Here is a 22,882-nt window from a genome sequence, read left to right on the forward strand (position 1 = left end):
TTGAAATTAGTACGTAAAAATTATACATGAAATCAGGTTACTTCAAGAGTTTTGATCAAGGGGAGTTATTATATCGCGTTTGGAATTATCAGGCCGGACAGCGGGCATTGGTCGTACTGCACCGGGGGCATGAGCATTCGGAACGTCTGCAGGAGATGGCTACGGATCCCCAGTTTGCCGATCATTCCATCTTTGCATTTGATTTGCGCGGACATGGTTATACGAAAGAACCAGTTTCACCGATCTTTATGGATTATGTACGGGATTTAGATAGTTTCGTTCATTATATAGGCCACGAATATTTGGTTGATTCGAAAGACATTTTCGTTATCGCCAATAGTATTGCAGGAGTTGTTGTCAGTGCCTGGGTACATGATTTTGCGCCTAAAGTCGCAGGTATCGCATTGTTGGCACCTGCATTTGAAATTAAATTATATGTGCCCTTGGCAAATCAGATGATTGCTTTGGGAACAAAGCTAAAAAAAGATCTGATTATCCAGAGTTATGTCAAATCTAAGGTGTTGACTCACGATATCGATCAGCAGAAGTCTTACGATGCCGATCCGTTGATTTCCAAATCTATCAATGGTGCTTTGTTGGTTGATCTATTAAAAGCTGGCGAGCGTATTGTTGAAGACGCTGCGGCGATTGATATCCCTGTGATTGTCCTTTCTGCTGAAAAAGATTATGTGGTCAAAAATTCGGTGCAGAAAAAATTCTTTGTGACAATAGCTTCAAAGTTGAAGACTTTTATCACTTTACGTAATTTCTACCACGGGATTCTATTTGAAACAAATCGGCAGAAAGTTTATCACTATCTGCGAAATTTTATCGACAAAGCCTATGCCCGACAAAGTCCTGAACTGACGCTCGAACCCGATGATTTTTCGGTGAAAGAGTATGAACAATTATACCATAAATTACTTCCTGCAGGTGAAAAATTGAACTATGCGGTTCAGAAATGGGCATTGGGCAAAATAGGTTCCTTAAGTAAAGGAATGAATTTAGGACTGCAGTTTGGATTTGATTCGGGGATATCGCTGGACTACGTCTATCGCAATGAATCGCAGGGTAAAAATCGGTTCGGTCGTATCCTCGACCGAGGTTATCTGGAGGCGATTGGATGGAAAGGAATTCGCATTCGAAAACAGCACTTATTACAGTTATTGGAAGAGAATATCGCGAAGGTCAAAGCTGCTGGAAAGACCGTGAAGATATTGGATATTGCAGGTGGCACCGGCAATTACTTATTTGATATCAAAGCGAAATATTCCGAAGCCGAAATCGTGATTAATGAATTCCTGTTGTCCAATATTGAGGTGGGAGAGAGGATTATCCGTAGAAATGGATTGCAGGGGATACGATTTACCAATTACGATTGTTTTGATCCAGCTACCTATTCCAAACTGGAATTCGAGCCTAATATTGTTATTATCTCAGGTATTTTTGAACTTTTTGGTGACAATGAAATGGCAAGTAGGGCTGTAAAAGGCGCAATTTCGATTTGCGAATCAAGCAGTCATTTGGTTTATACTGGACAGCCATGGCATCCACAGTTAAAGATGATTGCTTACGTGTTAAACAGTCATCAGAAAAAGGACTGGGTGATGCGTCGTCGTTCGCAGAAAGAATTAGATCGTCTGATGGCGTACAATGGAGTTGTTAAGGAACGTATGCTGATCGATGACTTTGGCATATTTACGGTGTCTTCAGGGACGGTAAATGGGTAGCCATTCCGCTATTCTTAGCAGTGAAAAGTTATGTCTTTGTTTAGGGTAATGATTATTCCAGCTGACGCTTCCAATTACGTCAGCTGGAATAATCAGGACGAATATTAATTCCTATAAGCACGGATAGCTTGTATGATACCCTCTAGGTTTTCATTAAAGTCCTGCATTTGTGCAAAGACCTTATCATCTTTGGCAAGTCCACCATGTTTATTGTTCTTGCGGAATATTTCTTTGATGTGTTCCCACCGTTCTTGTTCCACTGTATTGATTAATCCAGCAAGTTCTTTCAATTTTAAAAGATTACTTTCCGTATCGGCAGTAAGGGTTTGTGACTCACTTTCATAATGTGCGAGGAGAACTTGATCGATTTCCTGTTCGTTCATCATCGGCACAACTTGTGCGACGAGCTTACTCATATTCCGATAAGACCCTTGCAGTTTGAACGGCGGTTCTGTTCGGTAATTGTCCTGCATGGCCGCACTTTGAATATAATTTTGGTTGACCTTGATGACAACGTTTCTGATCTTTAACACATGTTTTAATACCGTGATAAAATCATCGATATCTTGCTTCAGGTAATTGCCTTCTAAATCGGGAAGTTGATCTACAACCGATTGTGCATAGTTCACTAAAGCATAGAAATCGTTGAAGGATTTGCTTGCTATTTTTTCAAGGTAGCTGTTTTCAATTGCCGCATTTTCAATTAAGCTGAGATTGAAAAGTGCTTCGGTATCACCGATCACATCCCCAAGATTGTATACATCCGCACGGTTGGCCAACATATCTGGAATCTGAAATTTGGATCCGCTTTCGGTGTAAGGGTTTCCTGCCATTACGATGCAGAATCTTTTCCCACGCAAATCGTATGTTTTACTCTCACCTTCAAAAATACCGTCGATCTTACGTTGCCCATCAGCCAATGAAATGAATTTCTGAAGGAATTCGGGATTCAAATGTTGGATATCATCGAGGTAAAGCATCACATTATCGGCCATTTCGAAAGCAAGATTGATCTTCTTAAGTTCCTCACGTTCACCAGAGGTTTTCGCTTCCACAGGATCTATTGAAGTAATGGAATGCCCTATTGTAGGTCCATTGATTTTCACAAAATGTAATCCCATGGTTTTCGCGAGGTATTCCATTAATGTTGTCTTTCCGTAACCTGGCGGAGAAATGAGGAGAAGCATACCCATCCTGGCGGTACGTTTATTGTCGCCAGCTGCCCCCAGCTGTTTGGCCAAATTATTTCCGATCAATGGGAAGTAAACTTCGTTGATCAACTTATTTCGGACAAAAGATGTTAGGACTTTTGGTTCAAATTCTCCGATTTTCAGCTCCTTGGCGTATGTTTTTCCGAGCTGCTCCTTCAAAGAAGCGAATTCTTGAAAACGAGGAACATTCCATTCGGCAAAAGTCTTCAATCTACGCAGAAATTGATGGTATTGAATCTGCTCTTCTCCATTGTTCAAGATCGCGTGATTTCCCTTTAATCCCTGGATGAGTGCATTGTCTTTGGCGATGATCAATTGGTATTCATCCTTCGGATAAAGAAGCGTGACTGCAGTTTCCTCCACGTACTTTTGGAAATCCTGGTAATCGTCGTTCTCGTCGATAAAAGAATTTAGCCAATTTAAGGTCAAATAGAAGCGGTCTACGAGACTAAATTGTGTATGCTGAATATCTGCTTCAAAGAGTTTAAAACTCTTTTTGTTTTCCAATAGCCGGATGAAAGCCTTTTTAAGTTCATCCGATTGCTCACTGACGACAAACTTGCTGTAGCTTGTGAACGTCTGGAAGAGATAGCTCGCGACGTCCTCCGCATGAAATGTCGAACGATCCAAATGGGTGTCCCAATTGATGAATAATTTTGTGAGTTCGTCCACGACAGATTGGTAGCGTGTGGAATTTGGAAATGCTTTTAATACCGAATGTGTAGATTGAATCAACGCTTTCTGTTTTTCCTGCTCGTCTTGCGCAAGTGAATGCCAAAACAATTGTGCCATAGCACGCAAATGAGCATCGTAACGTAAAAGATCAAGCTTGCTATCTAGCTGTTTGATGGTATCATAGATTACCAAGGCATCAAAGTTATGCACTCCTTTGACATAACCTTCCGAATAACTTTGCTCGACAGTCTGATTGATAAACAGGTTGGCATCAAAATCTAACTGTCCTTTGGAAGCAAGGAATGTTTTATAGGCGAGATATTCAGCCCGATATACGTCCTTGTTTTCGGAAATCAGTTCCTGATCCCAAATATCGCTAAAGTTTTCGATCTCGGATCCTTTGACTTTTTGATAGAAGCTCGTTCCGGTAAGATGGAAGAATAGTTCGTCATTTTTGCGTACGAGTGTTAAACTGAGTGACTGACTATTGACGGCAAATTTATGCTTGCCAAGCGCAATAATGTTCTCTCCATCTACAAAAAGATCATTCTTGTCACGTAAAATGCGTAATGCATCCTCCTGAGATTTTTTGAGCAGGTTTTCAAGATTTTCGGCTTTTGAAACGTCACTGAGCGTTTTCAGTTCTTGCACAAGCTGTCTGATTTTGTCAATCATCAAATCTGAAGCAAAGAAACTTAGGATTTCCTCACGCGTTGCAAATGTCTTTGATTTGTTTTCGATATTCTTTAATACGCGAAGTCCAATTTGCTCGAGTGAAGAGCTACGTTTGTTGATCTGTTCAACGATTTGCTCTCTGCGGGAATTAAATGCTTTGATGATTTCATCGCGTTTATCTGCTATTTTCAGGGCGAAGTCCTCAAATTCTGAAAACTTACTTTCGAGTTCTTCCAGTTGGACAATGACCTTGGTATAATACTCGTCTACTTTTTCAGTTGTCGTAGAGAGTTCAAGGTAGTTGGTGACAGACTGTTCCAGCAGAGTAAGTTGGGCAGAAAATTCCGCAATGGCTTCCGTACTTTTTAATGAATTGAGTTTGCGCGTAAGCTGCGCCCGGACCTCATTCAAGGACGAGAAAATAACGGCTATCTTCTCGATGATTTTGGTGGTTTGGGTGGAGTCGTCAATTTTTAAACTGTTTAGAATATCGATCAACAGCTCCAATTCACTCGATATAGCCGAATTGGCTTCCTCAATCGCTTTGGCGTCATAGACTTTGACAATTGCAGCAACATTGTTTTTCTGCTGCTCCACTTTCTGCTCATAGGGTTGTAAAGCCTCGTCGCGGAGCAAGAAAGCAATTGTCTTTTCGGCAAGTTCGGTGGTGATTGACTGCAGCTTCTCGAGTAAAGCATCGATACGGACTATATCAATATATCTGACATTTTTGAGGTCAATGATTTCGCCCTGTAAACGTCGTGAATCTGCCAGTTGATGAACAAGTTGGTCAAGCTTTTCGACTACAGTACTATTGATGGAAAAGGTAAGCTCTTCCATTTTCTTCTCGGCAGTGCTATTGAGCTCTGTAGCGTATTTACGTTGGGCTTGGACCTTAACAAATTCGTCAATTGCCGTATTAGCGACCTCCTTGATCTGAGCTAATGGCTGACCAAGGTTGGACAAGGCTTCATCCTTTATCCAAAAATAAGAGTCAAGAAGGACAGTCGATTTTTTGAGTATATCCTCGTAAAGGCCTTCATAACTATCTTCTTTGTTGATGAGCTGTATGACTTCTTGTGCTTCGGCCATGGCCTGTACGATCTGTTTATTACCAACCTTATAAAGCGGGTCGTCTTTTTTTAACTCATTTTCTTTGAGCACGGCCATGTAAGGGGTTTCCCAGATCTGAACCTGATGATGCCTTGTTGCTTCGGCCTCTGTATGGAAGTAAATTAAACTACCGTCTTTAAAAAGTGTGAATCCATTGCAGATGATCGGCGTTTCGACATGCTGCTGAATGATGTTATAAGACAGTAAGATGTAGGTATTCGTTTCCTCCTGACAAAAGATATAGAGGAAGTCTTCACCGTTTGGTGATGCGATGCGTCTAAGGAAACTAACCCGGTCAAACTGGACGTCAAAGATTTTATGGGTGCCATTCTGCAGGTAGTATCCGTTAGAAAAAATGATTCCTTGATTATCGGGTAGTAAAATGGCTGATTCATTAAGGGATTTAAGATTCACCACTTCTTTTGTCCGTTGATTAAAGACAAATGCACGGAAATCTTCTTGATACGGTTTGATGCGAACGGCAATCAAATTGCCAAGGTCTGCATAGTAGTAATCCGCATCATCCAATTGTTGGTCGGCGTTTGAAACTTTTTCGGAGAAGATTCCTTTCCCTGTATCGGTGTTATTTTCAATTTTGAAAGTAATATCGCCATTGATCGCTTCTATAAAGATCTTGTCCTTAATGGATATGTGTGGGTGTTTTCCGAGGCGACGGTCTTCCAAGGTTGTTTTTGTCCATTCAAATTCAAATTGGTTGGGTAATTTGACTTCATGGATGCTGCGGTCGTCCTGATATTGGAGCTTTCCGTCTTTAATCAACCACTTGAATGCCTTCAGGTCAGCAGGATTTTTGCTGGTCTGAAAGATCATATAAAGATAGTTTTCCGTACGTCGAAACTTGGAAAAGATCGAGTCGCGATAGTATTTGTATAAATTTTGGTAATCGCCAATGAAATTAGGATCATTGATCAGATCGAGTGATTGTGGGATAAACTGATTGTTTTCGAATGTATATACACTGAAAACATCTTCGAGTTTAATTTCGGTGCGTAACCCAAAATGGACATTATAACCAAATATACATAGCTTGTCCAGGGCTAAAATACCACGAGCAACACAGTTATTTTCTGTGGTGATCCGTTGATTGGCCCTGAGTATAAAACTTGTCGCATTAAATATTTCCTTGCGGGCATTATTTAGTTGTTGGAGTTTGATAGTAAGCTCTTCTTTTTGTGTAAGAAGCCGCTTCCGAATAATCTCGTATGCACCTTGATCAAGGGAGTCGTTCTGATTTATTACGTTTTCTTCTGGCATAAAATGAGCTTTCTCGACTTGGTATATGTGATAAAATCTTTTGTTTATTGCCTGCAATGGTAATTATCATTGCAAGCAATAATGAATTGGGGAGGGACTAGGACAGTTTTTTGTTTGATATGCCCAAGTTTTTCGCCAATCCGAACAAAGAATTAATGAAGCTTGTATCTTCGCCATTTTCAGCATCAGTCGCCGCTTGTTGAAGTTTGATCAATGCTGCTGAAACGGTGAGGTTCTTAATATCGTTTGTGGAAATTCCATATTTATCGGCTAATCCACGCACCTTCTCTGCGAGGTCTCCTTGTCCATCTGGACCTATCAAAGAATTTTTAATAGCTGTGGCATGTTTGGAGTTGTCAATCAAGTGATCAAAACCTTTGGAGTTGGATACTTGACGGACGATATTCTCAAAGAACATGGTTTCACCACCAACAATATCGATTTTTGCTGTTTTAAGTGCTTCCGATAATACGCCAGCTTGTGCTTGAGCAATGTCTTTTTGGATATTGATGTGTGCGAGTTCAATATCACGTTCTTTTTGCAATTGCAATTTGAATTCTTCGTGATCTCTGCCCACGCCGTCTAATTTCTTCATCGCTTCAGCTTTCTCTTCGATACCTTTGGCTTCAGCAAGCGCTTTCTCACGCACAACTTCCGCCTGTGCTAAGCCCTCTTTACGCATCGCTTCTGCTTTCTTCTCAATGACACTAGCTTCTACAGTACCTTGTTTTTCTTCAGCTTCAGCTTTGGCAATCATAACTTCGGCCTCGGATAAGCCAAGCGCAGCTTCTTCTTTGGCTTGTGCCTCGGCAATAATCTTACGACTTTCGGCTTCTTTGAGTGATGCTTCTTTTTTCGCTTCCGCATCGATCAATAGCTCTTGTGCACGCTTTTCGGCGATTTTACGAGCAGCCTCCGCGTCGATTACTTTTTTCTCTGCTTCCTGTTCTGCCGCAATTTTTGCAGCTTCGGCAGCTTTAACAGTTGAAATTAATTTTTCTTCTGCTTCTTGTGATGCCGCAATAACACCCGCTTGTTTTTTACGTTCTACTTCACGGAATACTTCGATGTCTTTGACGCCTTGTTGCTCTTCAACAACACCTTTTTCCAATTGTACACGTTCTTTGATAACGCCTTGGATACTTTTCTTTTCGGTTTCGATCGAGCGTTCTTTGTCGATCTGTGCTAAGGTAACAATGCGCTCGCGTTCTGTTTGTTCTAAGGCGCGATCTTTTTCTACACGTTCGGCCTCCACAGCATCGGTACGTTGTTTATTCTTTTCAGCAATGATAATCTGCCGCAGTTTATTTTCTTCTTGAACAGCGAGTTGCTCTTCGGTAGAAATCCGGACGCTTTCGTACTTGAGACGTTCTTCTTCGCGTACCTTTGCTATTTCTGCTTCTTCGCGTGCTCTGATGTTGTCAATTTCCCGTTTTTGTTTCTCTTCCTTTTCGGCAAGCTGACGGTCTAGTTCTAGAATCGCTTCCCTTGCTTCCACGTTTTGTTTTTTGATTAGTTTCTCCTCATCACGACGAATGAAGTTGGCATTTATATTTTGTTTGGCTGTTAATTCGGTGATCTTTTTGATACCCTCACTGTCTAGGATATTATTTGGATTGAGATGTTCGATGTCGGTCTGTTCAAGGTAATCAATCGCACAGTCGTCCAAAATATAACCATTAAGATCAGTTCCGATGACGTCGAGTATCTCATCACGGAATTCGCGACGGGCTTCGTATAATTCAATGAAATCAAATTTCTTACCTACTGTTTTGAGTGCTTCGGAGAATTTAGATTCAAAAATACTTTTTAATGTTTCTGGTTCACTGGCGCGGTCGCAACCTAAATTTTGGGCTACATTGATCACATCATCTACATTTTTATTGACACGAACAAAGAAAGCAACTTTGATATCTGCACGAATATTGTCCTTACAGATCAAACCTTCACCCTGCATACGGGCAATCTCAATTTTTTTGATTGAGATGTCCATGATCTCCATCTTGTGAAATACAGGTACAACATACATTCCCTTGTTGAATGCTACTTTTGTACCACCAACACCGGTTCGTACAATCGCCTTCCCTTGTGGAATTTTCTTGTAGAATGCACTCAATACAACAAAGAATGCAAAAATTAAAAAGACAGCCAAACCGACAATTAAAAGTATAATTCCGTTTAAGCCACTTAAAAATAAAAGAGGTTGATATAGCATATGATTTGTATTTATTTAGATTTTAATATTTGGGTTTACGATTAGAATTTAAAAGGATAAAGATTCGCTCTTTTAGGACAGTTGTTTAGTGTCGGGGCTTTGCGTTTATTCCTTTTCCATTAAATATTGTCTATCGTGATTTCTTTGGTCACATAATAATATTTCTTGTCCTTGGATTCGTCAACAATAATGACATCGTCTCCATAGCCTATTTTCTCCCCATTATGGCTGACAACATTGAGGCGAATAGGATCCTGTTGGATGATAAATTCGGCAGAACCTATTTTCTTGCCTTCAATACTGGCTCTCATTTTACCCATGCGACCAAGAAAATCGTGACTTTCTTCGCCATTGTAACCTATACTTTTGAACATTTTAGCTAAAGGTTTGGTCAGAAAATGCATTAAAATAAATGTAACAATAAAAACAGGGATCAGGATTAATACGGACTTTATCCCCCATGAAGCAACGTCGATAAAGAGCGAAGAAACAATGGTAATTATCCAGCCTATAAATTTGAACAGTGTTACAATAAGCATGATGGGTACTTTGCCAACATTGATGTAATCCATTGCTTTTGCAAAGAAACCAGGTTCTGTATTAGCGTCCGTATCCGTATGATGATGGTGTGCATGATCGCCGCCCTCAGTTGCGATATCATGTGAGCCATCAACGTCCGTGACATCAGGTGTAGGATGGAGGTCTATATCTGCATCGGCATCAAATAGATGTACTCCATCACCCATCAGAAACATAAATAACCAATACACTACAGACATGCCAGTTAAGACTGTCATAATTCCATTGGACAATGGATTGAATAAGATATTGATTAGTTCTGTCATAGTGTTATTGTTTAAATTTTCTCTCTCTTGAAAGTATAATGAAAAGACCAGGAATTCCCATTGACTTCAAGGTCCTGCATGGTTACCAATTCCCAGCCTTGATTTCCAAGATCATTTAAGATTTCATCAATTTTTTCGGGATCCAACTTTGTTCCCCAAAAACCTTTAGGTTCAATTTTTAGCGTTTTATATTCAAATCTTTTCATCATTATTTAATTTTCTTTTTAGTTCTTCTAATTCGTTGTTGACGGCTTCAGACCCGCCGATGGTCTCGTTGATCTCATCAACTTTACTTTTGTTACCTAGTGCAATCTCGCCATAGGCCTTTGCTAGTGCCTCGTCTTCCTCGACCTTCTCTTTCATACGTTCTAACATGGAAATCGTACTATTGGAATCGATATTAGCGAGCTGACGATTGACCATTTTAGCTGCGTTGGATACCTTTACACGTGCCTTTAAAGTAGAGAGTTCACCTTCCCATTTCGATATATTGAATTTGAGAATGTCTACATTTTTGTGTAGCTCATCCGATGAACTTTGATGAATCACGGCTTGTTTCTCCAATTCACCAGCTTCGATTAATAACTGTTTTTTCAACAACAGCGCTTCCTTTGCAAGACCTTCTGCCTTTTCTGTCGTTAATTCTCCCTTTTGTGCTTTTTGGAGTAATAGAATAGCTTTGTTTTCGAATTCATTGGCTTCTTCTTTTTTCCTTTCACAATTGTTTTGGGTACGTATGGCTAACGCTTTAACTTTAGCATAGGCTTCTAACGATTGTTCCAGGTCCTCTTTCATCTCACGGATACCCTGTTCCGTCATTTTGATAGGGTCTTCCATTTTGTCCACGACTGCGTGGATCTCGGCTTGACCAATTCTGAAAATTCTCTTAAAAATATTCATTATTCTATAATTTTGAAAAACTTATTAACTGATTATAATATTCACTCATCAAAAGACTCAGCGAATTAATGGCTGCATCAAACTCATTCTGATCGAGATTATGTATTTGTAAGGTATACCGAAATATAACTTTGGTACCATCTTCTGTTAATGCAAACCCACCGTGTATAATATCTCTATTTTTTATCAATAGTGATTTGAACATATCCATGGTGTCATTGCTGATTGTAAAAAGATATTGCTCAAAAATCAGGATGGGTTGGGCAATGCCTACAATCAGGTTACGGATTCCGTCGTCTTCATTTTCGATGACAAAGATTCCTTCTTTTGTATCCTTATGGGTGATGGTGTAACCGATATTGGCGATATAATTTTCAATTTTTGAGAAGTACATAATCAAGTTTTTTATATATTGCACATATTCTTTGCATAAAGGTAATAAAAATGCAAAAATATTTTGCAATAAATATTCAATTTTTTTTAAAATGAGCAACGTAGGCAACAATATTAAGAAATTAAGAAAAGTGAAAGGAATGAGTCAACAGGCATTTGGGGATATTTTTAATCTTACTAGAGGTAATATTTCGTCTTACGAAGAAATGCGTGCAGAGCCAAAAATTGAGATTGTTCTAAAAATTGCAAATTATTTTGGCATTCCTGTGCAGCATCTTATTGAAAAAAATCTATCTGTCAATGAAATTCTTAATTTCAATGATTATTTTGATCCAAATGTTTCTCTTATTGGACGTAAAAGATTGTTACAAATCCCGCTGCTGGAACGAGATGGTATTTTTGAGGCGGGTAGTTATTTTTCGAAATTAGAAGAGCTTCCAATAATTGAATTTCCTTTGCAAAGTAGGAACCGCCTCATCGCAATCGAATACGCTGACGCTATTCCGGTGCCGAGTGATTTTTTGGCTGGCCCTCAATCCATTTTATTTTTTGAAGAGGTAGATGTTCAGAGCCTACATACGTTGGATAAAGCATTTGGTTTGTATTTTTCCGAAGAAGAGTTCTTTATTGGAAAATACAGTTTGCAGGAAAAGGAGATTAGTTTAGCCTTAAATGCCTGGAAGAAGATTGATCTCACTATGGGGGAGAAAGCATATTTCTGGAAATTGTATGGCAGGTTTGAGCGAATCTAATTGCGTGGAACTTTTTCCTATTGTTTATTCGGTTTTGCCGGTATCGGGCGTATTTCCATGTTGTTATCATATCCGTGGTTAATTATGTAATCGCAGTCCATTTACAAGGTATTAACAAGGGGTTTGCAGGGGTTTACCCTTGTAATACCCCTAATATGTACGGCCTTGGAGTTGATCTGATGTTGACTTGCCTACAAGAAAAGAAGACTCCTAACTCAGGCCTGCAGAATGTGAGTGTCCACAAAAAATTTCGTAGAGTCGGGCATTGTAATTAAATTAGTTCGATAATAAAGTAACGTTACAAAAAGGTAGGGTTGTGATTAAGATGATGGTGAACTTGTCGATCCGATAAAACTAGAGTGATTTATTTAGCTTTAGAACAACACGCATAAACGAATAAATGACCAGACTTAAAAAACTAAATTTAAATAAATGAAGAAAGTAGCCTTATCAGCATTAATTGCTGGATTTTTTGTTATTTCCTGCAATAATTCCACGACTAAAAAAGTCGAAGTAAAAGATACAACTGCCGCTATTGACTTAAAAAAAGATACGGCCGAAACGTCGGTAGAAAATAGCGGTGGCGAAGTGCCAATACCGAAATTTAGTTCTGCTGAGACACAAAAATTGGCGGAGGATTATACAAAATATATCAAAGAATTTATCGCTGTTGCTAAAAGCGGCGATGTTGTTAAACTCAAGGAGCTTGCAGCGAAGCGACAGGAATGGGCGGCCAAAGAAACTGAAGCTGTTGCTAAGTTTACGCCAGAAGATGCTAAATTATGGAAGGCTTATGCAGAGAACCTAGGAAGAGCGTTGACTGCAAGCCTGACAAAATAAGTTGGAAACAATCGACGAGGTAGGGGCTTGAAAACCTACCTCGTTGATCATACTAGAAAGGCAGATCGTCTTCATTTTCATCTGGAGGTGTTGGGATGTCATCTTTGGCACCGTTCGAATCAGATAAAATCATAAAATTATCTACTTTAATTTCTGTGACATATTGTTTTACCCCATCTGCGTTCTCATAGTTACGATAGGTGAGTTTGCCTTCAACCATGAGTTTGGTCCCACGTTGGCATTTCTTTTCAATGGTATTGTTTTGCTTACCCCAAACCACGAGTGTATGCCATTGAACTTCTTCAACCCATTCACCGGCTTTGTTCTTGAAAAGATCATTGGTGGCGAGACGTAATATGGAGTAATTGGTGCCAGTGGAAGTTGTTTTGATTAACGGGTCGTTTCCTAAATGCCCAACCAATTGTACTTTGTTGCGTAATGTGCTCATGTGTCTAATTTTTAAAAGTTTTTAATAATTCTTATTTTAGTTGATGGTCATTGGCTATGAACGCCGAATGATCTTAAGCAAAGGTGGGGTGGGGAAATAACTATAGTCGTCTATTTACCATTTGTATTCGACTATAGTCGGTTGTAACCGTTTGTTGTCGTTTAATCTTCCGTTATGAGTTCTGGAGAAAAAGTCTGCCTTGAATGTGGCAAAGTAATATATGGCCGTTCGGACAAGCGATTTTGTGATGATGCTTGCCGGAACGCCTATAACAATAAATTAAATAGCGACCAGACCAATCTGGTGCGCAATGTGAATAATATCCTACGAAAAAACCGCCGTATTTTATTAGATGCATTGAGTGGGGAGGGTATGGTGAAGATCCAACGGGAAAAGTTAAAGCGGTTGGGATTTGATTTTAAGTTTCATACACATACTTTTTCCAATAACAAGGGGCAGACCTATAGCTTTATTTACGAAACAGGGTATCTGTTGTTGGAGAATGATTGGGTATTGATTGTTCAAAAGAAACCGCTGTGATATTGATCACAATAGATTCATTTGTATTGGTTTAGTTTGCAGAACTGAGCTTGGCTTTTCTTATTGCAATATAATTAAAAATAGTAAACGTTAGAATCAATATGTAATAGCATACTGGGATGAGTAAAAAATAGGCGCTATTAAAGATATTGGTTAAAAAAGACGGTAGTGCAATTTTAAAAAAATCTGCAATAATGATATAGCCTATGAAACTTCCGAGAAAAAATAGTCCAACAGCGTGTATTATAATTATTTTTTTTAGGTGCTTACTGTATAAGGCGTCTTTGTTTTGTTTCGTATAACCCATAATTGCTGGGACCAATAGCCCTAATAATGGATTGACCAAAAAGGTGAGCGATGCTAAATATAGCGCTTTAATACTTCCTGTTTGATTGTTGTCGATACTGATTTGATTTACATTTGGCATAATGAGTTGTTCTAATGGTATTTCCAAAATTTGACTGATCTGTTTGAGACTAAATCCACTGATTTCTTCCGTGCCTTTTTCTATGTGTTGCACTGTTCTTAGCGATACCCCCGCTTGATCGGCGAGTTCCTGCTGCGTTAGTCCCTTACGTTTTCTTGCTAGTTTGATTAATTGATTAGCTGATTGACTTTCCATAGTTCAAAGATGGGGAAATAGTCGTTGAATTTTAGTGAAATTGATGCGACAATAATATGCCAATATCGTGCTGAACAATATAACAGATTAATAATCAAAAGTTTTTGGAATTTGGTAAATATTTTGAATCTTTGCAATTCAATAGAGTAATTAATAAAAACGGAAGAATATGTTTGCAATATTAGAAAACCCCGCTTCGTCCACAGAGAAGATTCTCGGGAATATTCTTCGGAATACGGCCCTTTCCTAATCTTCTTCTTAATACGTTAAGTAACCTAGGTTGATATTGGCTAAAACGTGGCGCTCGAAATGGTAGTCCACTTTTCCAATATGCTTAGCTTATTCAGGAGTTTTAAAAATCCAGTTACTTTCAAAGTTATCGTGAAAGCTGGATATGAATGTTATGTTTTAGAAAATTTTATGAATTCAGTAAATAAATATGTCCTTCAGGCGCTGGATAACTATCCGATGTATTTGGAGGAGACCATGGAATCCTTATCCTATGCGCTATCCTATGATGAGTCCAATACAATGGCGCTGTGTTTGATGGGAAGAGTTCATGCCGAACAGCTATTGGACTATGAGCAGGCAAAAAGGTATTTCCAGGAAGCTTTGGTGCATAATGTGCAGGCACTGGAAGTATATCCTTATTTCATTCAGACATTGATTGATATGGGGGAGTATGAAGCTGCAAAAAAGACGATCAAATTTGCTTTGACACTTCCGGCCATGCCCTTGACAGGAATCTGGATCAAGAAAGCACTTCTATTTGAAAAAATGAGAAAATACAAAAAGGCATTGAAGGCGTTAAAAAAGGCTAAACTTGAAAATGTTGACCTCGATTTTTCGTCAAGCCTGAAGGCGATTGAAGATCGGATTAAAGGAAAACAGGAAATTAAGAACGGGAACGAAAAGGAAAACAAGAAAGAACGGAAGAACAGCCGAAAATAATCTCACCTTATTCGGATAACAGTTTTTATTTTGAACGAAGCCCAATAAAGAAGCCCTAGCTGAAATTTCAGCTAGGGCTTTATCAATATAGTTTAAGAATTATTCTGCTCTTAAGATTTTCGCAGCCTCAACCATAGACTCTAAAGCCGCTTTGGTTTCTGGCCAAGCACGAGTTTTCAAACCACAGTCAGGATTAACCCAAAGTTGTTCTGCTGGAACTACTGCTTTTGCTTTGCGCAATAGATCTACCATCTCATCTTTGCTTGGAACACGTGGTGAGTGAATGTCATAAACACCTGGACCAATATCATTTGGATATTTGAAATCACCGGCGAAAGCATTCAATAATTTCATTTGAGAACGTGAAGTCTCAATCGTGATAACATCGGCATCCATTGCAGCGATATCTTCGATCACATTATTGAACTCAGAATAACACATGTGTGTGTGAATCTGTGTATCGTCTTCAACATTTGATGAAGAGACACGGAAAGCACGTACTGCCCAGTTCAAGTAATCTTTTTGATCAGCTTTACGTAACGGTAATCCTTCACGGATAGCTGGTTCATCGATTTGTATGATTTTGATACCTGCTTTTTCCAAGGCTTGTACTTCATCCAAGATCGCCAATGCAATTTGGTAAGTCGTTGTTGAGCGCGGTTGATCGTTACGTACGAAAGACCATTGTAAGATTGTTACAGGACCAGTCAACATACCTTTAACCGGACGATTTGTCAATGATTGTGCATATGAAGACCAACGGACAGTCATATCTTCAGGACGGTATACGTCACCATAGATAATCGGAGGTTTTACACAACGTGAACCGTAAGATTGTACCCAACCATTTTGTGTGAAAGCGTAACCAGCCAATTGTTCACCGAAGTATTCAACCATGTCATTACGTTCGAATTCGCCGTGTACTAATACGTCGATATCCAATTGCTCTTGAAGACGGATGGTGTTTTCTGTTTCTTCTGCGATTGCTTTATCGTATTCTGCCTGCGTAATAGCACCCTTTTTCAGATCTGCTCTCCATTTACGAACATCTTTCGTTTGTGGGAATGAACCGATAGTTGTGGTCGGGAACGCCGGTAAGTTGAATTTCGCTTGTTGCGCTGCTTTACGGTCTGCAAATGCTGAAGTGCGTTTTGCATCGTCATCAGTAATATTGCTTGTACGTGTTTTAACCTCTGGTTTGTGGATCAATGGAGAGGTACGGCGGCTTTCAGCAGCCGCTTTGTTCGCTTCGAAGCGTTTTGCTGTTTCAGCATCAACTTCTCCCTCCGCTAGTACGGCTAAGTCTTTTACTTCAGCTAATTTTTGTTTAGCAAATGCTAACCAGTTTTTTACTTCAGCTGGTAGCGATTGTTCATTGTGTTCATTGTCTAAGTCAAAAGGAACGTGCAACAGTGATGAAGAAGGAGCTACCCATACACGGTCTTTTCCTAATGCATCAACAGCCTGTTTGATTTTAACCAATGATTTTTCGTAATCATTTTTCCAGATGTTACGGCCTTCAACAATACCTAAAGATAATGTTAATGAAGCAGGAACTTTAGCCAATACCGTATCCAATTGATTTTCACCGCGTACCAGATCCAAATGTAAAGCATGGATAGGTAGGTTAACTGCGATATCTTCGTTGTCTTTTAAAGATTCGAAGTAAGTCGTTGCGATTAATTTGATATTTTTTGCTGCTGCAGCTAATTTTTCGAAAGTAGGTTGATATAAAGCTTTTACTTTAGCATCTAAATCCAATGCTAAGAAAGGCTCGTCAATCTGAACATATTGTGCACCAGCATCAGCTAGTTTAGCTAGTATTTGCTCATATACTGGAATAAGTTTATCCAATAAATCGATACGGTCGAAGCCAGCTTCTTTTTCTTTACCGATCAAAAGGTATGTAATAGGACCTAATAGAACTGGTTTAGTATCGATGCCCAATGATTTTGCTTCGTTGTATTCATTTAAGAATTTTTCGGAAGTCAATTTGAATTCTTGATCTTTGGTGAATTCTGGTACCATGTAGTGGTAGTTCGTATCCAACCACTTGGTCATTTCCATTGCAGTCACGTCGATTCCTTCTTGTTGGAAACCGCGCGCCATGGCAAAATATAGATCTAAACTGTAATTGTTGTCTACTTTATTCAATAAAGAATGGTAGCGAGCAGGAATTGCACCAACAGTGAGGGTTAAATCCAATACTTGATCGTAAAAAGAGAAATCATTGGAAGGGATCAAATCTATTCCAGCATCTTTTTGTGTTTTCCAATTGCCTTCACGAATTTTTTTTGCTGTGTCCAATAATTCCTCAACAGAAGATTTTTTAGCCCAATAGGCCTCATTGGCTTTTTTCAATTCGCGGAACGCGCCCACACGAGGGTAACCTAAATTGTTAGTCAATAACATAATGAATGTTTTTAATATTTCTTTTTCAACTATATTTCTTGCTAGAGAGAGAAGGACACACTAGAATTTGGTGACTTCGGCTTATCATTCCCATATCAAGTAGGGTAGAATTTAGCACCTTGTCAAGGGACAGGTTGCTAAGGCTTCATCGGGTCTATTCCCTCTGCCTTTCTCTATAAGCGACGCTAAGTTAGAACATTTCTTTTTGAAATGCAAATTTTTTATAAAAGTGCGTCAATTTTTTATATTCTACTAAGGATGAAATTGTTTTGTTCTTTTATTTTCATCCACGAATTCGAGTAAGTCACGCTTGAATACGTGTGTAGCATAAAAAGGGGAATGACTATATTTTTCATTCCCCTTTTTTTAGCTGACCAAAAGTTTGTAACCTTTTCCGTGCACATTGACAATTTCAACTTTGCTATCTTCTTTTAGATATTTACGAAGTTTACTGAGAAATACATCCATACTTCTACCCGTAAAATAGTTATCATCATGCCATATTTTTAACAACGCTTCTTCCCGGGTCAGCACATCATTTTTCTTTAAGCAAAGCAAGCGGAGTAGTTCAGCTTCTTTCGTGGAGAGTTTTTGCATCTGTCCTTTGTAAGAAATCTGCTGACTTGTATAATCAAAGAAATAATCGCCAATTTCAAATTTATCCGCAACCACTTCTTCTTCTTTGTCTCGAACACTGCGTTTCAGCAAAGCATTGATGCGGAGCAATAATTCTTCCACTCGAAAAGGCTTGGTGATATAATCATCTCCTCCTAGCTCAAAGGCTTCGGTCTTATCTTCCATCATCCCCTTTGCTGTGGCAAAGATAATAGGAACAGTATTGTTTGTTTTTCTGATTTCACGTCCAACTGTAAATCCGTCCTTTTTTGGCATCATGACATCAAAAATACAAAGGTCGTAGTTATTTTTTTTGAATTGAGAAATCGCTTCATCTCCATCCGTGCATAATGTGACGTCAAATTTTCCCTTTAATTCGAGATAGTCTTTTAAAAGATCCCCCAAATTAGGATCATCTTCTGCTAATAATATCTTTTGCATAATGAATATATTAATTTTCACCAATGTCCCTTGATGCTGATAAATCAGCCTTCCTCAACCTTTGAAATTTTTTAAAGAGGAAATATACAAAAAAGGAACGTTTTATTTTTTAATAGGCAAAATTACTTCAAAGGTCGTGCCTTTATCTTTTTCACTTTTAACTGTAATTTTTCCGTTCAGCCTTCTCAGAATGTCCTGTACATAACTTAAGCCAAGGCCAAATCCTTTGACATTATGAACATTCCCAGTTGGAATACGGTAAAACTGGTCGAAAATCTTTTGCAGGTGATCCCGGCTCATCCCAATACCATTGTCGGCTATGGTGACAACAATGGTGTCGCCAACATTTTTTGAATTGATGTTGACATGTAAATCTCCTTTGCTGTACTTGATGGCATTATCCAAAAGATTGTAAAATACATTGGAAAAATGTAACTCATCACCAACGACAACATCCTTGGTCGCTGCAAGATCTATACTGAATTTCCCGCCAATATTTTGCATCCGTAGCTGCATACTGTCCGTTACTGCCGAAACAAGATCATTGATGCATACTTCTACCTGGTCGAGTTTTAGCGTTTCTTTTTCTAGTCTTGCCAAATCGAGCACACGTTCAATATGATTTCCGAGTCTAACATTTTCGTCGTAGATGATATTAGCCAATTTCTGAACGCGCTTGTGGTCGGCATTGATGTCTGGATCTTTAAGTGACTCACTGGCAATCATAATTGTTGCAACAGGTGTTTTAAACTCATGCGTCATGTTGTTGATGAAATCCGTCTTCATTTCCGAAACTTTCTTTTGTCTGAAGATGATAATCAGTGTATAAGCAAAACACCCCACCAACAAGAAAAGCAGTGCCAGCATGGGCAGCAACAGATAGCCCATATTATCGGCAATTATCGCCTTTTTATTGGGGAAATAGATGGTTAATTTTCCTGGCGCAGCACCGATATCACCTTTAAAAAGTGCCGTTGAGTATTTGGTTGTATTTGTTGGGTTATTTAAAGCGGCTTCGTTTAAAATATTATTTAGTAATATATTGTTTGTGCTCCATATTTCAATATTGAAAGGAGCTTTAATGTCGCGTTGAGCCAACTCCTCTTTGATAAGTTCTTGAACGATGATCACATTCAATCGATCCTTTAATGGACGTTTAGCAAGCTCCATTCCAATAGCAATATCTTCGATGTAGTCTGCTTTTTTGCCGCCCAGCATGGCAACGGAATCATATACATTAAAGCCACTCCACGCGTTTTTTCTGTTGAGGATATCCAATCTTTTTTCCAAATCAGAAATTGTTTTCGCAAGTTTCGCATTCTCTCTTGGAGGTAATGTGGCTACCCGGAATTTTGTTTGTTGATTGACCAGTGGGTCCATTAGGGGGATAACAAACCGCGTGCTATCGTCCTTCCCATTGATCTGATCATCTACCTTTGAAGCATTTAACATGATAAAAGCCTGTACCAAATTATCGTCGGTAAGCTCATTTGAAACAGAAAATTTGATAAATTTCTGGTACTCCGGTCTTTTGATGTATGTTTCGTAGAATGAATTTTTGATTTCAATTACATTTGGATACAATGCACGTAATTGGTCTTCTTGCTCTTTAAAGTTTGAGAAAACAACATGTTGTTTGTTTTTTAATTCTTCAATTCTATACTGTATTTCGAGTTGCTCGGCCAAAAGACGTTGTTTGGCCTGTTCCTGCTTGGATTTTTCAATGTTACGCTCCTGTTGAACCTTAGCGAAGTCAACTACCTCCCGTCGTTCAAGCTTACCGGCAACAGCTGTAATCGCAGCATTGACGGACTCATCAAATAATTGAGACTTTTGGCGATAAGAATCTCTCAGAAAATAGAATTGCATGGCCAATACCCCAATTAGAGCGAGAGACATCAGTCCAATGATTAATACAATGCTATTTTTCTTCATTAGTATTGGGTATTAAATAAATGTATTTTGAATATATCAAAAAGTTTATAGCGCTCAGTTTATTTACCATTTGCGTATTCATCCCTTATGCCATGTGAGCGGCCATTTAAGGTGCGATAGCTCATTTTTTCTTAAATTGTTACAAATATAAAGATGCTAATGTGTTTTGTAGCTGTTTTAACAATGTTTAACAGCAATCTGTTTAAATATAGATGCTGTTCTTTGTAAATTAGTGAATAGAAATGGATTATGTGCTGAATTGCGCTGTGGACAAATTTTAATCTACGCGGTTGAGTCTAACTGCTGGAGAAGTGAATAAGCCGAATATGACGCGTTCATTGGTACAATGAGTGCTCTTTAATAACTATATAAAGATGAAAAGCTACGTATTATTATTGGTATTGTCTTCCATAGGGACCATTGCTTTAGGACAAGTAAAGGTGAAACCGCAGATTCCTTTAATGGAGGAAAAAGAATCAAAGATGCCTGTCTTTAAATTGGATTCTTCAGATGAAAAGTATCATATGCCCATTAAGAAGCCAAATCGTGTGGACGGTCTAGCCCCAATGCCAGGAACGGAAAAAATGCCCAAAGGTGATGAGAAAGAAAACAATCTTCCTTTTAGGCGCTTGAATGATTCGCTAAAGGTGAAGGACTTTAAATTAAAAATCGACTCCTTGTATCCAAACAAGCAAAAAAAATAGCGTTCTAGATAGAACGCTATTTTTTTTGCTTTAATCCTTATTGTCCATTATAGCTGGGAAACACGGATTGTATTTGTTTTACCTTTTTCGATTAACGGTGTCGAAGCTGTATTGATAATGATAGATCCAGGTTTAACGTAGTTATTTTTTACAATAAATTTGTTAACATCATGAATAGATCCATCTGTGCTTTCGAACTTGTCGTAGATAAAAGTTTTTACGCCCCAAAGTAGGCTGAGTTGTTTCAGCAATTTTTGTGTTCCTGTGAAAACTAAGATATCTACATTTGGTCTATAACTTGTAATTTCAAACGCTGTTGCACCAGATGATGTCAATACCGCAATTGCAGATGCATTTGTTTTTTGAGCAAGATAAACCGAAGATGCGCAAATCGCGTCCGGAATAAGTGTTCCGTCGTGGATTTCACTAACTTTCTCATTATAATAAGGATAAGAAGTTTGTTCCACGTGGATAATGATTTTGCTCATTGTTTCGATAACGATTTCAGGGAATTCACCAACTGAAGTCTCGCCACTTAACATCACAGCATCCGCTCCATCCAATACGGAGTTGGCTACGTCATTTACTTCAGCACGTGTAGGACGTGGTGTAGTGATCATACTTTCCAACATCTGTGTCGCAATGATTACCGGTTTTGAAAGATCTCTACATTTCTGTACGATGATCTTTTGAAGTCCTGGTACCTCTTCCATTGGAAGCTCAACGCCCAAGTCACCACGAGCAACCATAACAGCATCTGTAGCTTCGATAATGGCATCAATATTTTCAATCGCTTCCGGTTTTTCAACTTTTGCGATGACACGAGCATGGCTTCCTTTTGCCTCGATGATTTTTTTACATTGAAAAATATCTTCTGCCGAACGTACGAAAGACATCGCGATCCAGTCTGCACCATGATCCAGGGCAAAATTCAAGTTGTCTAAATCTTCTTCCGTCAACGATGGGATAGATACTTTGGTGTTCGGTAAGTTAACGCCTTTACGTGAAGTAAGGACACCTCCGTGTACAACTTCACAGGTAACAGTATCTTTATGATTGGTCTCTAAAACACGAAGTTGAAGTTTTCCGTCATCAAGTAAAATGATTTCGTTGGCTTCAACATCGTTTGGAAAGTTTTCGTATGTAATGTAGATTCTGTTTTCGTCTCCGATGAGTTCTTGTGTTGTAATTTCAACTTTTGAACCATTCACGAGAATAGCTCCACCTTCTTTCATTTTTCCGATCCTAATTTTTGGACCTTGTAAATCGGCTAAGATGGCAACATTGAATCCTGTTTCATTATTTATTGCATTTATAGTTTCGATTACCTTAAGGTGATCTTCCTGGCTGCCATGAGAGAAATTCAACCGGCACACATCAACCCCTTTGGCAATCATGTTGGTCAAAACTTGTTTGTCTGCCGAGGCAGGGCCTAATGTTGCGACAATTTTAGTCCTTTTTTGAACTTTTTCCATCTGTTATTTTGTATTTTAAATGTTCTTCATTAATCACAACAAATAGCCTACTATATTGTTGTGTTTTGTCAAAACTAAATCGAATTAATTTAGATCTAAGTTGGGGTGTATTTGC

18 protein-coding genes and 1 riboswitch are annotated in these 22,882 nt (G+C 38.8%); of the genes, 6 read left to right on the forward strand and 12 right to left on the reverse strand.

Going from position 1 to position 22,882, the window contains the following annotated elements:
- Positions 1-26 precede the first annotated feature (26 nt).
- A complete protein-coding gene (locus tag B4Z90_RS06195; protein WP_112373950.1) occupies positions 27-1,730 on the forward strand; it encodes a bifunctional alpha/beta hydrolase/class I SAM-dependent methyltransferase in 1,704 nt (567 codons plus the stop codon).
- 104 nt (positions 1,731-1,834) lie between these two features.
- Here the strand turns inward: B4Z90_RS06195 and B4Z90_RS06200 are convergent, their stop codons facing one another.
- From B4Z90_RS06200 to B4Z90_RS06225, 6 genes are all read right to left on the reverse strand, one after another.
- Complete coding sequence (locus B4Z90_RS06200; protein ID WP_286801594.1) at positions 1,835-6,679, reverse strand: DNA repair ATPase; 4,845 nt, start codon at positions 6,677-6,679, stop codon at positions 1,835-1,837.
- A gap of 97 nt (positions 6,680-6,776) precedes the next feature.
- Entirely contained in the window at positions 6,777-8,894 is a 2,118-nt protein-coding gene (locus B4Z90_RS06205) for a flotillin family protein (protein ID WP_286801596.1), read from the reverse strand.
- A gap of 119 nt (positions 8,895-9,013) precedes the next feature.
- Positions 9,014-9,739 (reverse strand): OB-fold-containig protein, encoded by a 726-nt coding sequence (locus tag B4Z90_RS06210; protein ID WP_046674834.1) that lies wholly within the window; start codon positions 9,737-9,739, stop codon positions 9,014-9,016.
- An 11-nt stretch (positions 9,740-9,750) separates the two neighbouring features.
- A complete protein-coding gene (locus tag B4Z90_RS06215; RefSeq protein ID WP_083295781.1) occupies positions 9,751-9,948 on the reverse strand; it encodes a DUF4177 domain-containing protein in 198 nt (65 codons plus the stop codon).
- Positions 9,932-10,639, reverse strand: coding sequence for a PspA/IM30 family protein (locus tag B4Z90_RS06220; RefSeq protein ID WP_070561586.1), 708 nt, complete (start codon positions 10,637-10,639; stop codon positions 9,932-9,934). The genes B4Z90_RS06215 and B4Z90_RS06220 overlap by 17 nt, the downstream gene beginning before the upstream one ends.
- A gap of 4 nt (positions 10,640-10,643) precedes the next feature.
- A complete protein-coding gene (locus tag B4Z90_RS06225; protein WP_046674974.1) occupies positions 10,644-11,033 on the reverse strand; it encodes a YbjN domain-containing protein in 390 nt (129 codons plus the stop codon).
- Positions 11,034-11,124: 91 nt separating this feature from the next.
- Here B4Z90_RS06225 and B4Z90_RS06230 point away from each other — a divergent pair, with 91 nt between their 5' ends.
- Both B4Z90_RS06230 and B4Z90_RS06235 read left to right on the forward strand, forming a co-directional pair.
- The gene (locus B4Z90_RS06230; RefSeq protein ID WP_070561585.1) at positions 11,125-11,784 is read left to right on the forward strand and encodes a helix-turn-helix domain-containing protein; all 660 of its coding nucleotides are present in this window, start codon (positions 11,125-11,127) and stop codon (positions 11,782-11,784) included.
- 432 nt (positions 11,785-12,216) lie between these two features.
- Positions 12,217-12,624: a hypothetical protein gene (locus tag B4Z90_RS06235; protein WP_115047011.1), complete on the forward strand. Its 408-nt coding sequence runs from the start codon at positions 12,217-12,219 to the stop codon at positions 12,622-12,624.
- A gap of 52 nt (positions 12,625-12,676) precedes the next feature.
- Here B4Z90_RS06235 and B4Z90_RS06240 read toward each other — a convergent pair whose 3' ends face one another.
- Positions 12,677-13,072 carry a single-stranded DNA-binding protein gene (locus tag B4Z90_RS06240; RefSeq protein ID WP_070561582.1) on the reverse strand — a complete coding sequence of 132 codons (396 nt, stop codon included), beginning with the start codon at positions 13,070-13,072 and terminating at the stop codon, positions 12,677-12,679.
- A gap of 174 nt (positions 13,073-13,246) precedes the next feature.
- On the opposite strand from B4Z90_RS06240, the gene B4Z90_RS06245 reads away from it, so the two are divergent.
- The gene (locus B4Z90_RS06245; RefSeq protein ID WP_286754801.1) at positions 13,247-13,612 is read left to right on the forward strand and encodes a hypothetical protein; all 366 of its coding nucleotides are present in this window, start codon (positions 13,247-13,249) and stop codon (positions 13,610-13,612) included.
- A gap of 31 nt (positions 13,613-13,643) precedes the next feature.
- On the opposite strand, the gene B4Z90_RS06250 is transcribed toward B4Z90_RS06245, so the two are convergent.
- Positions 13,644-14,234: a helix-turn-helix domain-containing protein gene (locus B4Z90_RS06250; RefSeq protein ID WP_286801597.1), complete on the reverse strand. Its 591-nt coding sequence runs from the start codon at positions 14,232-14,234 to the stop codon at positions 13,644-13,646.
- A gap of 420 nt (positions 14,235-14,654) precedes the next feature.
- Here B4Z90_RS06250 and B4Z90_RS06255 point away from each other — a divergent pair, with 420 nt between their 5' ends.
- The gene (locus tag B4Z90_RS06255; protein WP_112374064.1) at positions 14,655-15,185 is read left to right on the forward strand and encodes a hypothetical protein; all 531 of its coding nucleotides are present in this window, start codon (positions 14,655-14,657) and stop codon (positions 15,183-15,185) included.
- Between the two features lie 99 nt (positions 15,186-15,284).
- Here B4Z90_RS06255 and metE read toward each other — a convergent pair whose 3' ends face one another.
- The 3 genes from metE to B4Z90_RS06270 form a co-directional block, all read right to left on the reverse strand.
- Positions 15,285-17,597: a 5-methyltetrahydropteroyltriglutamate--homocysteine S-methyltransferase gene (gene metE / locus B4Z90_RS06260; protein WP_070561576.1), complete on the reverse strand. Its 2,313-nt coding sequence runs from the start codon at positions 17,595-17,597 to the stop codon at positions 15,285-15,287.
- Positions 17,598-17,675: 78 nt separating this feature from the next.
- Positions 17,676-17,779, reverse strand: a riboswitch (SAM riboswitch).
- 184 nt (positions 17,780-17,963) lie between these two features.
- Entirely contained in the window at positions 17,964-18,653 is a 690-nt protein-coding gene (locus B4Z90_RS06265; protein WP_172840643.1) for a response regulator transcription factor, read from the reverse strand.
- A 102-nt stretch (positions 18,654-18,755) separates the two neighbouring features.
- Entirely contained in the window at positions 18,756-20,588 is a 1,833-nt protein-coding gene (locus B4Z90_RS06270; RefSeq protein ID WP_115047017.1) for a sensor histidine kinase, read from the reverse strand.
- Between the two features lie 374 nt (positions 20,589-20,962).
- Between B4Z90_RS06270 and B4Z90_RS06275 the strand changes: the two genes are divergently transcribed.
- Entirely contained in the window at positions 20,963-21,292 is a 330-nt protein-coding gene (locus B4Z90_RS06275) for a hypothetical protein (RefSeq protein WP_070561571.1), read from the forward strand.
- A 47-nt stretch (positions 21,293-21,339) separates the two neighbouring features.
- Here B4Z90_RS06275 and pyk read toward each other — a convergent pair whose 3' ends face one another.
- Complete coding sequence (gene pyk / locus B4Z90_RS06280) at positions 21,340-22,767, reverse strand: pyruvate kinase (protein ID WP_070561569.1); 1,428 nt, start codon at positions 22,765-22,767, stop codon at positions 21,340-21,342.
- Between the last annotated feature and the right edge of the window lie 115 nt (positions 22,768-22,882).

Source organism: Sphingobacterium sp. UBA5639 (assembly GCF_002421245.1).
Classification (GTDB): Bacteria; Bacteroidota; Bacteroidia; order Sphingobacteriales; family Sphingobacteriaceae; genus Sphingobacterium; species Sphingobacterium multivorum.

Bases quoted from the DNA above. Each gene is read 5' to 3' on its own strand.
- B4Z90_RS06195 (WP_112373950.1), top strand. From the start codon at position 27: ATGAAATCAGGTTACTTCAAGAGTTTTGATCAAGGGGAGTTATTATAT.
- B4Z90_RS06200 (WP_286801594.1), bottom strand. From the start codon at position 6,679: ATGCCAGAAGAAAACGTAATAAATCAGAACGACTCCCTTGATCAAGGT.
- B4Z90_RS06205 (WP_286801596.1), bottom strand. From the start codon at position 8,894: ATGCTATATCAACCTCTTTTATTTTTAAGTGGCTTAAACGGAATTATA.
- B4Z90_RS06210 (WP_046674834.1), bottom strand. From the start codon at position 9,739: ATGACAGAACTAATCAATATCTTATTCAATCCATTGTCCAATGGAATT.
- B4Z90_RS06215 (WP_083295781.1), bottom strand. From the start codon at position 9,948: ATGATGAAAAGATTTGAATATAAAACGCTAAAAATTGAACCTAAAGGT.
- B4Z90_RS06220 (WP_070561586.1), bottom strand. From the start codon at position 10,639: ATGAATATTTTTAAGAGAATTTTCAGAATTGGTCAAGCCGAGATCCAC.
- B4Z90_RS06225 (WP_046674974.1), bottom strand. From the start codon at position 11,033: ATGTACTTCTCAAAAATTGAAAATTATATCGCCAATATCGGTTACACC.
- B4Z90_RS06230 (WP_070561585.1), top strand. From the start codon at position 11,125: ATGAGCAACGTAGGCAACAATATTAAGAAATTAAGAAAAGTGAAAGGA.
- B4Z90_RS06235 (WP_115047011.1), top strand. From the start codon at position 12,217: ATGAAGAAAGTAGCCTTATCAGCATTAATTGCTGGATTTTTTGTTATT.
- B4Z90_RS06240 (WP_070561582.1), bottom strand. From the start codon at position 13,072: ATGAGCACATTACGCAACAAAGTACAATTGGTTGGGCATTTAGGAAAC.
- B4Z90_RS06245 (WP_286754801.1), top strand. From the start codon at position 13,247: ATGAGTTCTGGAGAAAAAGTCTGCCTTGAATGTGGCAAAGTAATATAT.
- B4Z90_RS06250 (WP_286801597.1), bottom strand. From the start codon at position 14,234: ATGGAAAGTCAATCAGCTAATCAATTAATCAAACTAGCAAGAAAACGT.
- B4Z90_RS06255 (WP_112374064.1), top strand. From the start codon at position 14,655: ATGAATTCAGTAAATAAATATGTCCTTCAGGCGCTGGATAACTATCCG.
- metE (WP_070561576.1), bottom strand. From the start codon at position 17,597: ATGTTATTGACTAACAATTTAGGTTACCCTCGTGTGGGCGCGTTCCGC.
- B4Z90_RS06265 (WP_172840643.1), bottom strand. From the start codon at position 18,653: ATGCAAAAGATATTATTAGCAGAAGATGATCCTAATTTGGGGGATCTT.
- B4Z90_RS06270 (WP_115047017.1), bottom strand. From the start codon at position 20,588: ATGAAGAAAAATAGCATTGTATTAATCATTGGACTGATGTCTCTCGCT.
- B4Z90_RS06275 (WP_070561571.1), top strand. From the start codon at position 20,963: ATGAAAAGCTACGTATTATTATTGGTATTGTCTTCCATAGGGACCATT.
- pyk (WP_070561569.1), bottom strand. From the start codon at position 22,767: ATGGAAAAAGTTCAAAAAAGGACTAAAATTGTCGCAACATTAGGCCCT.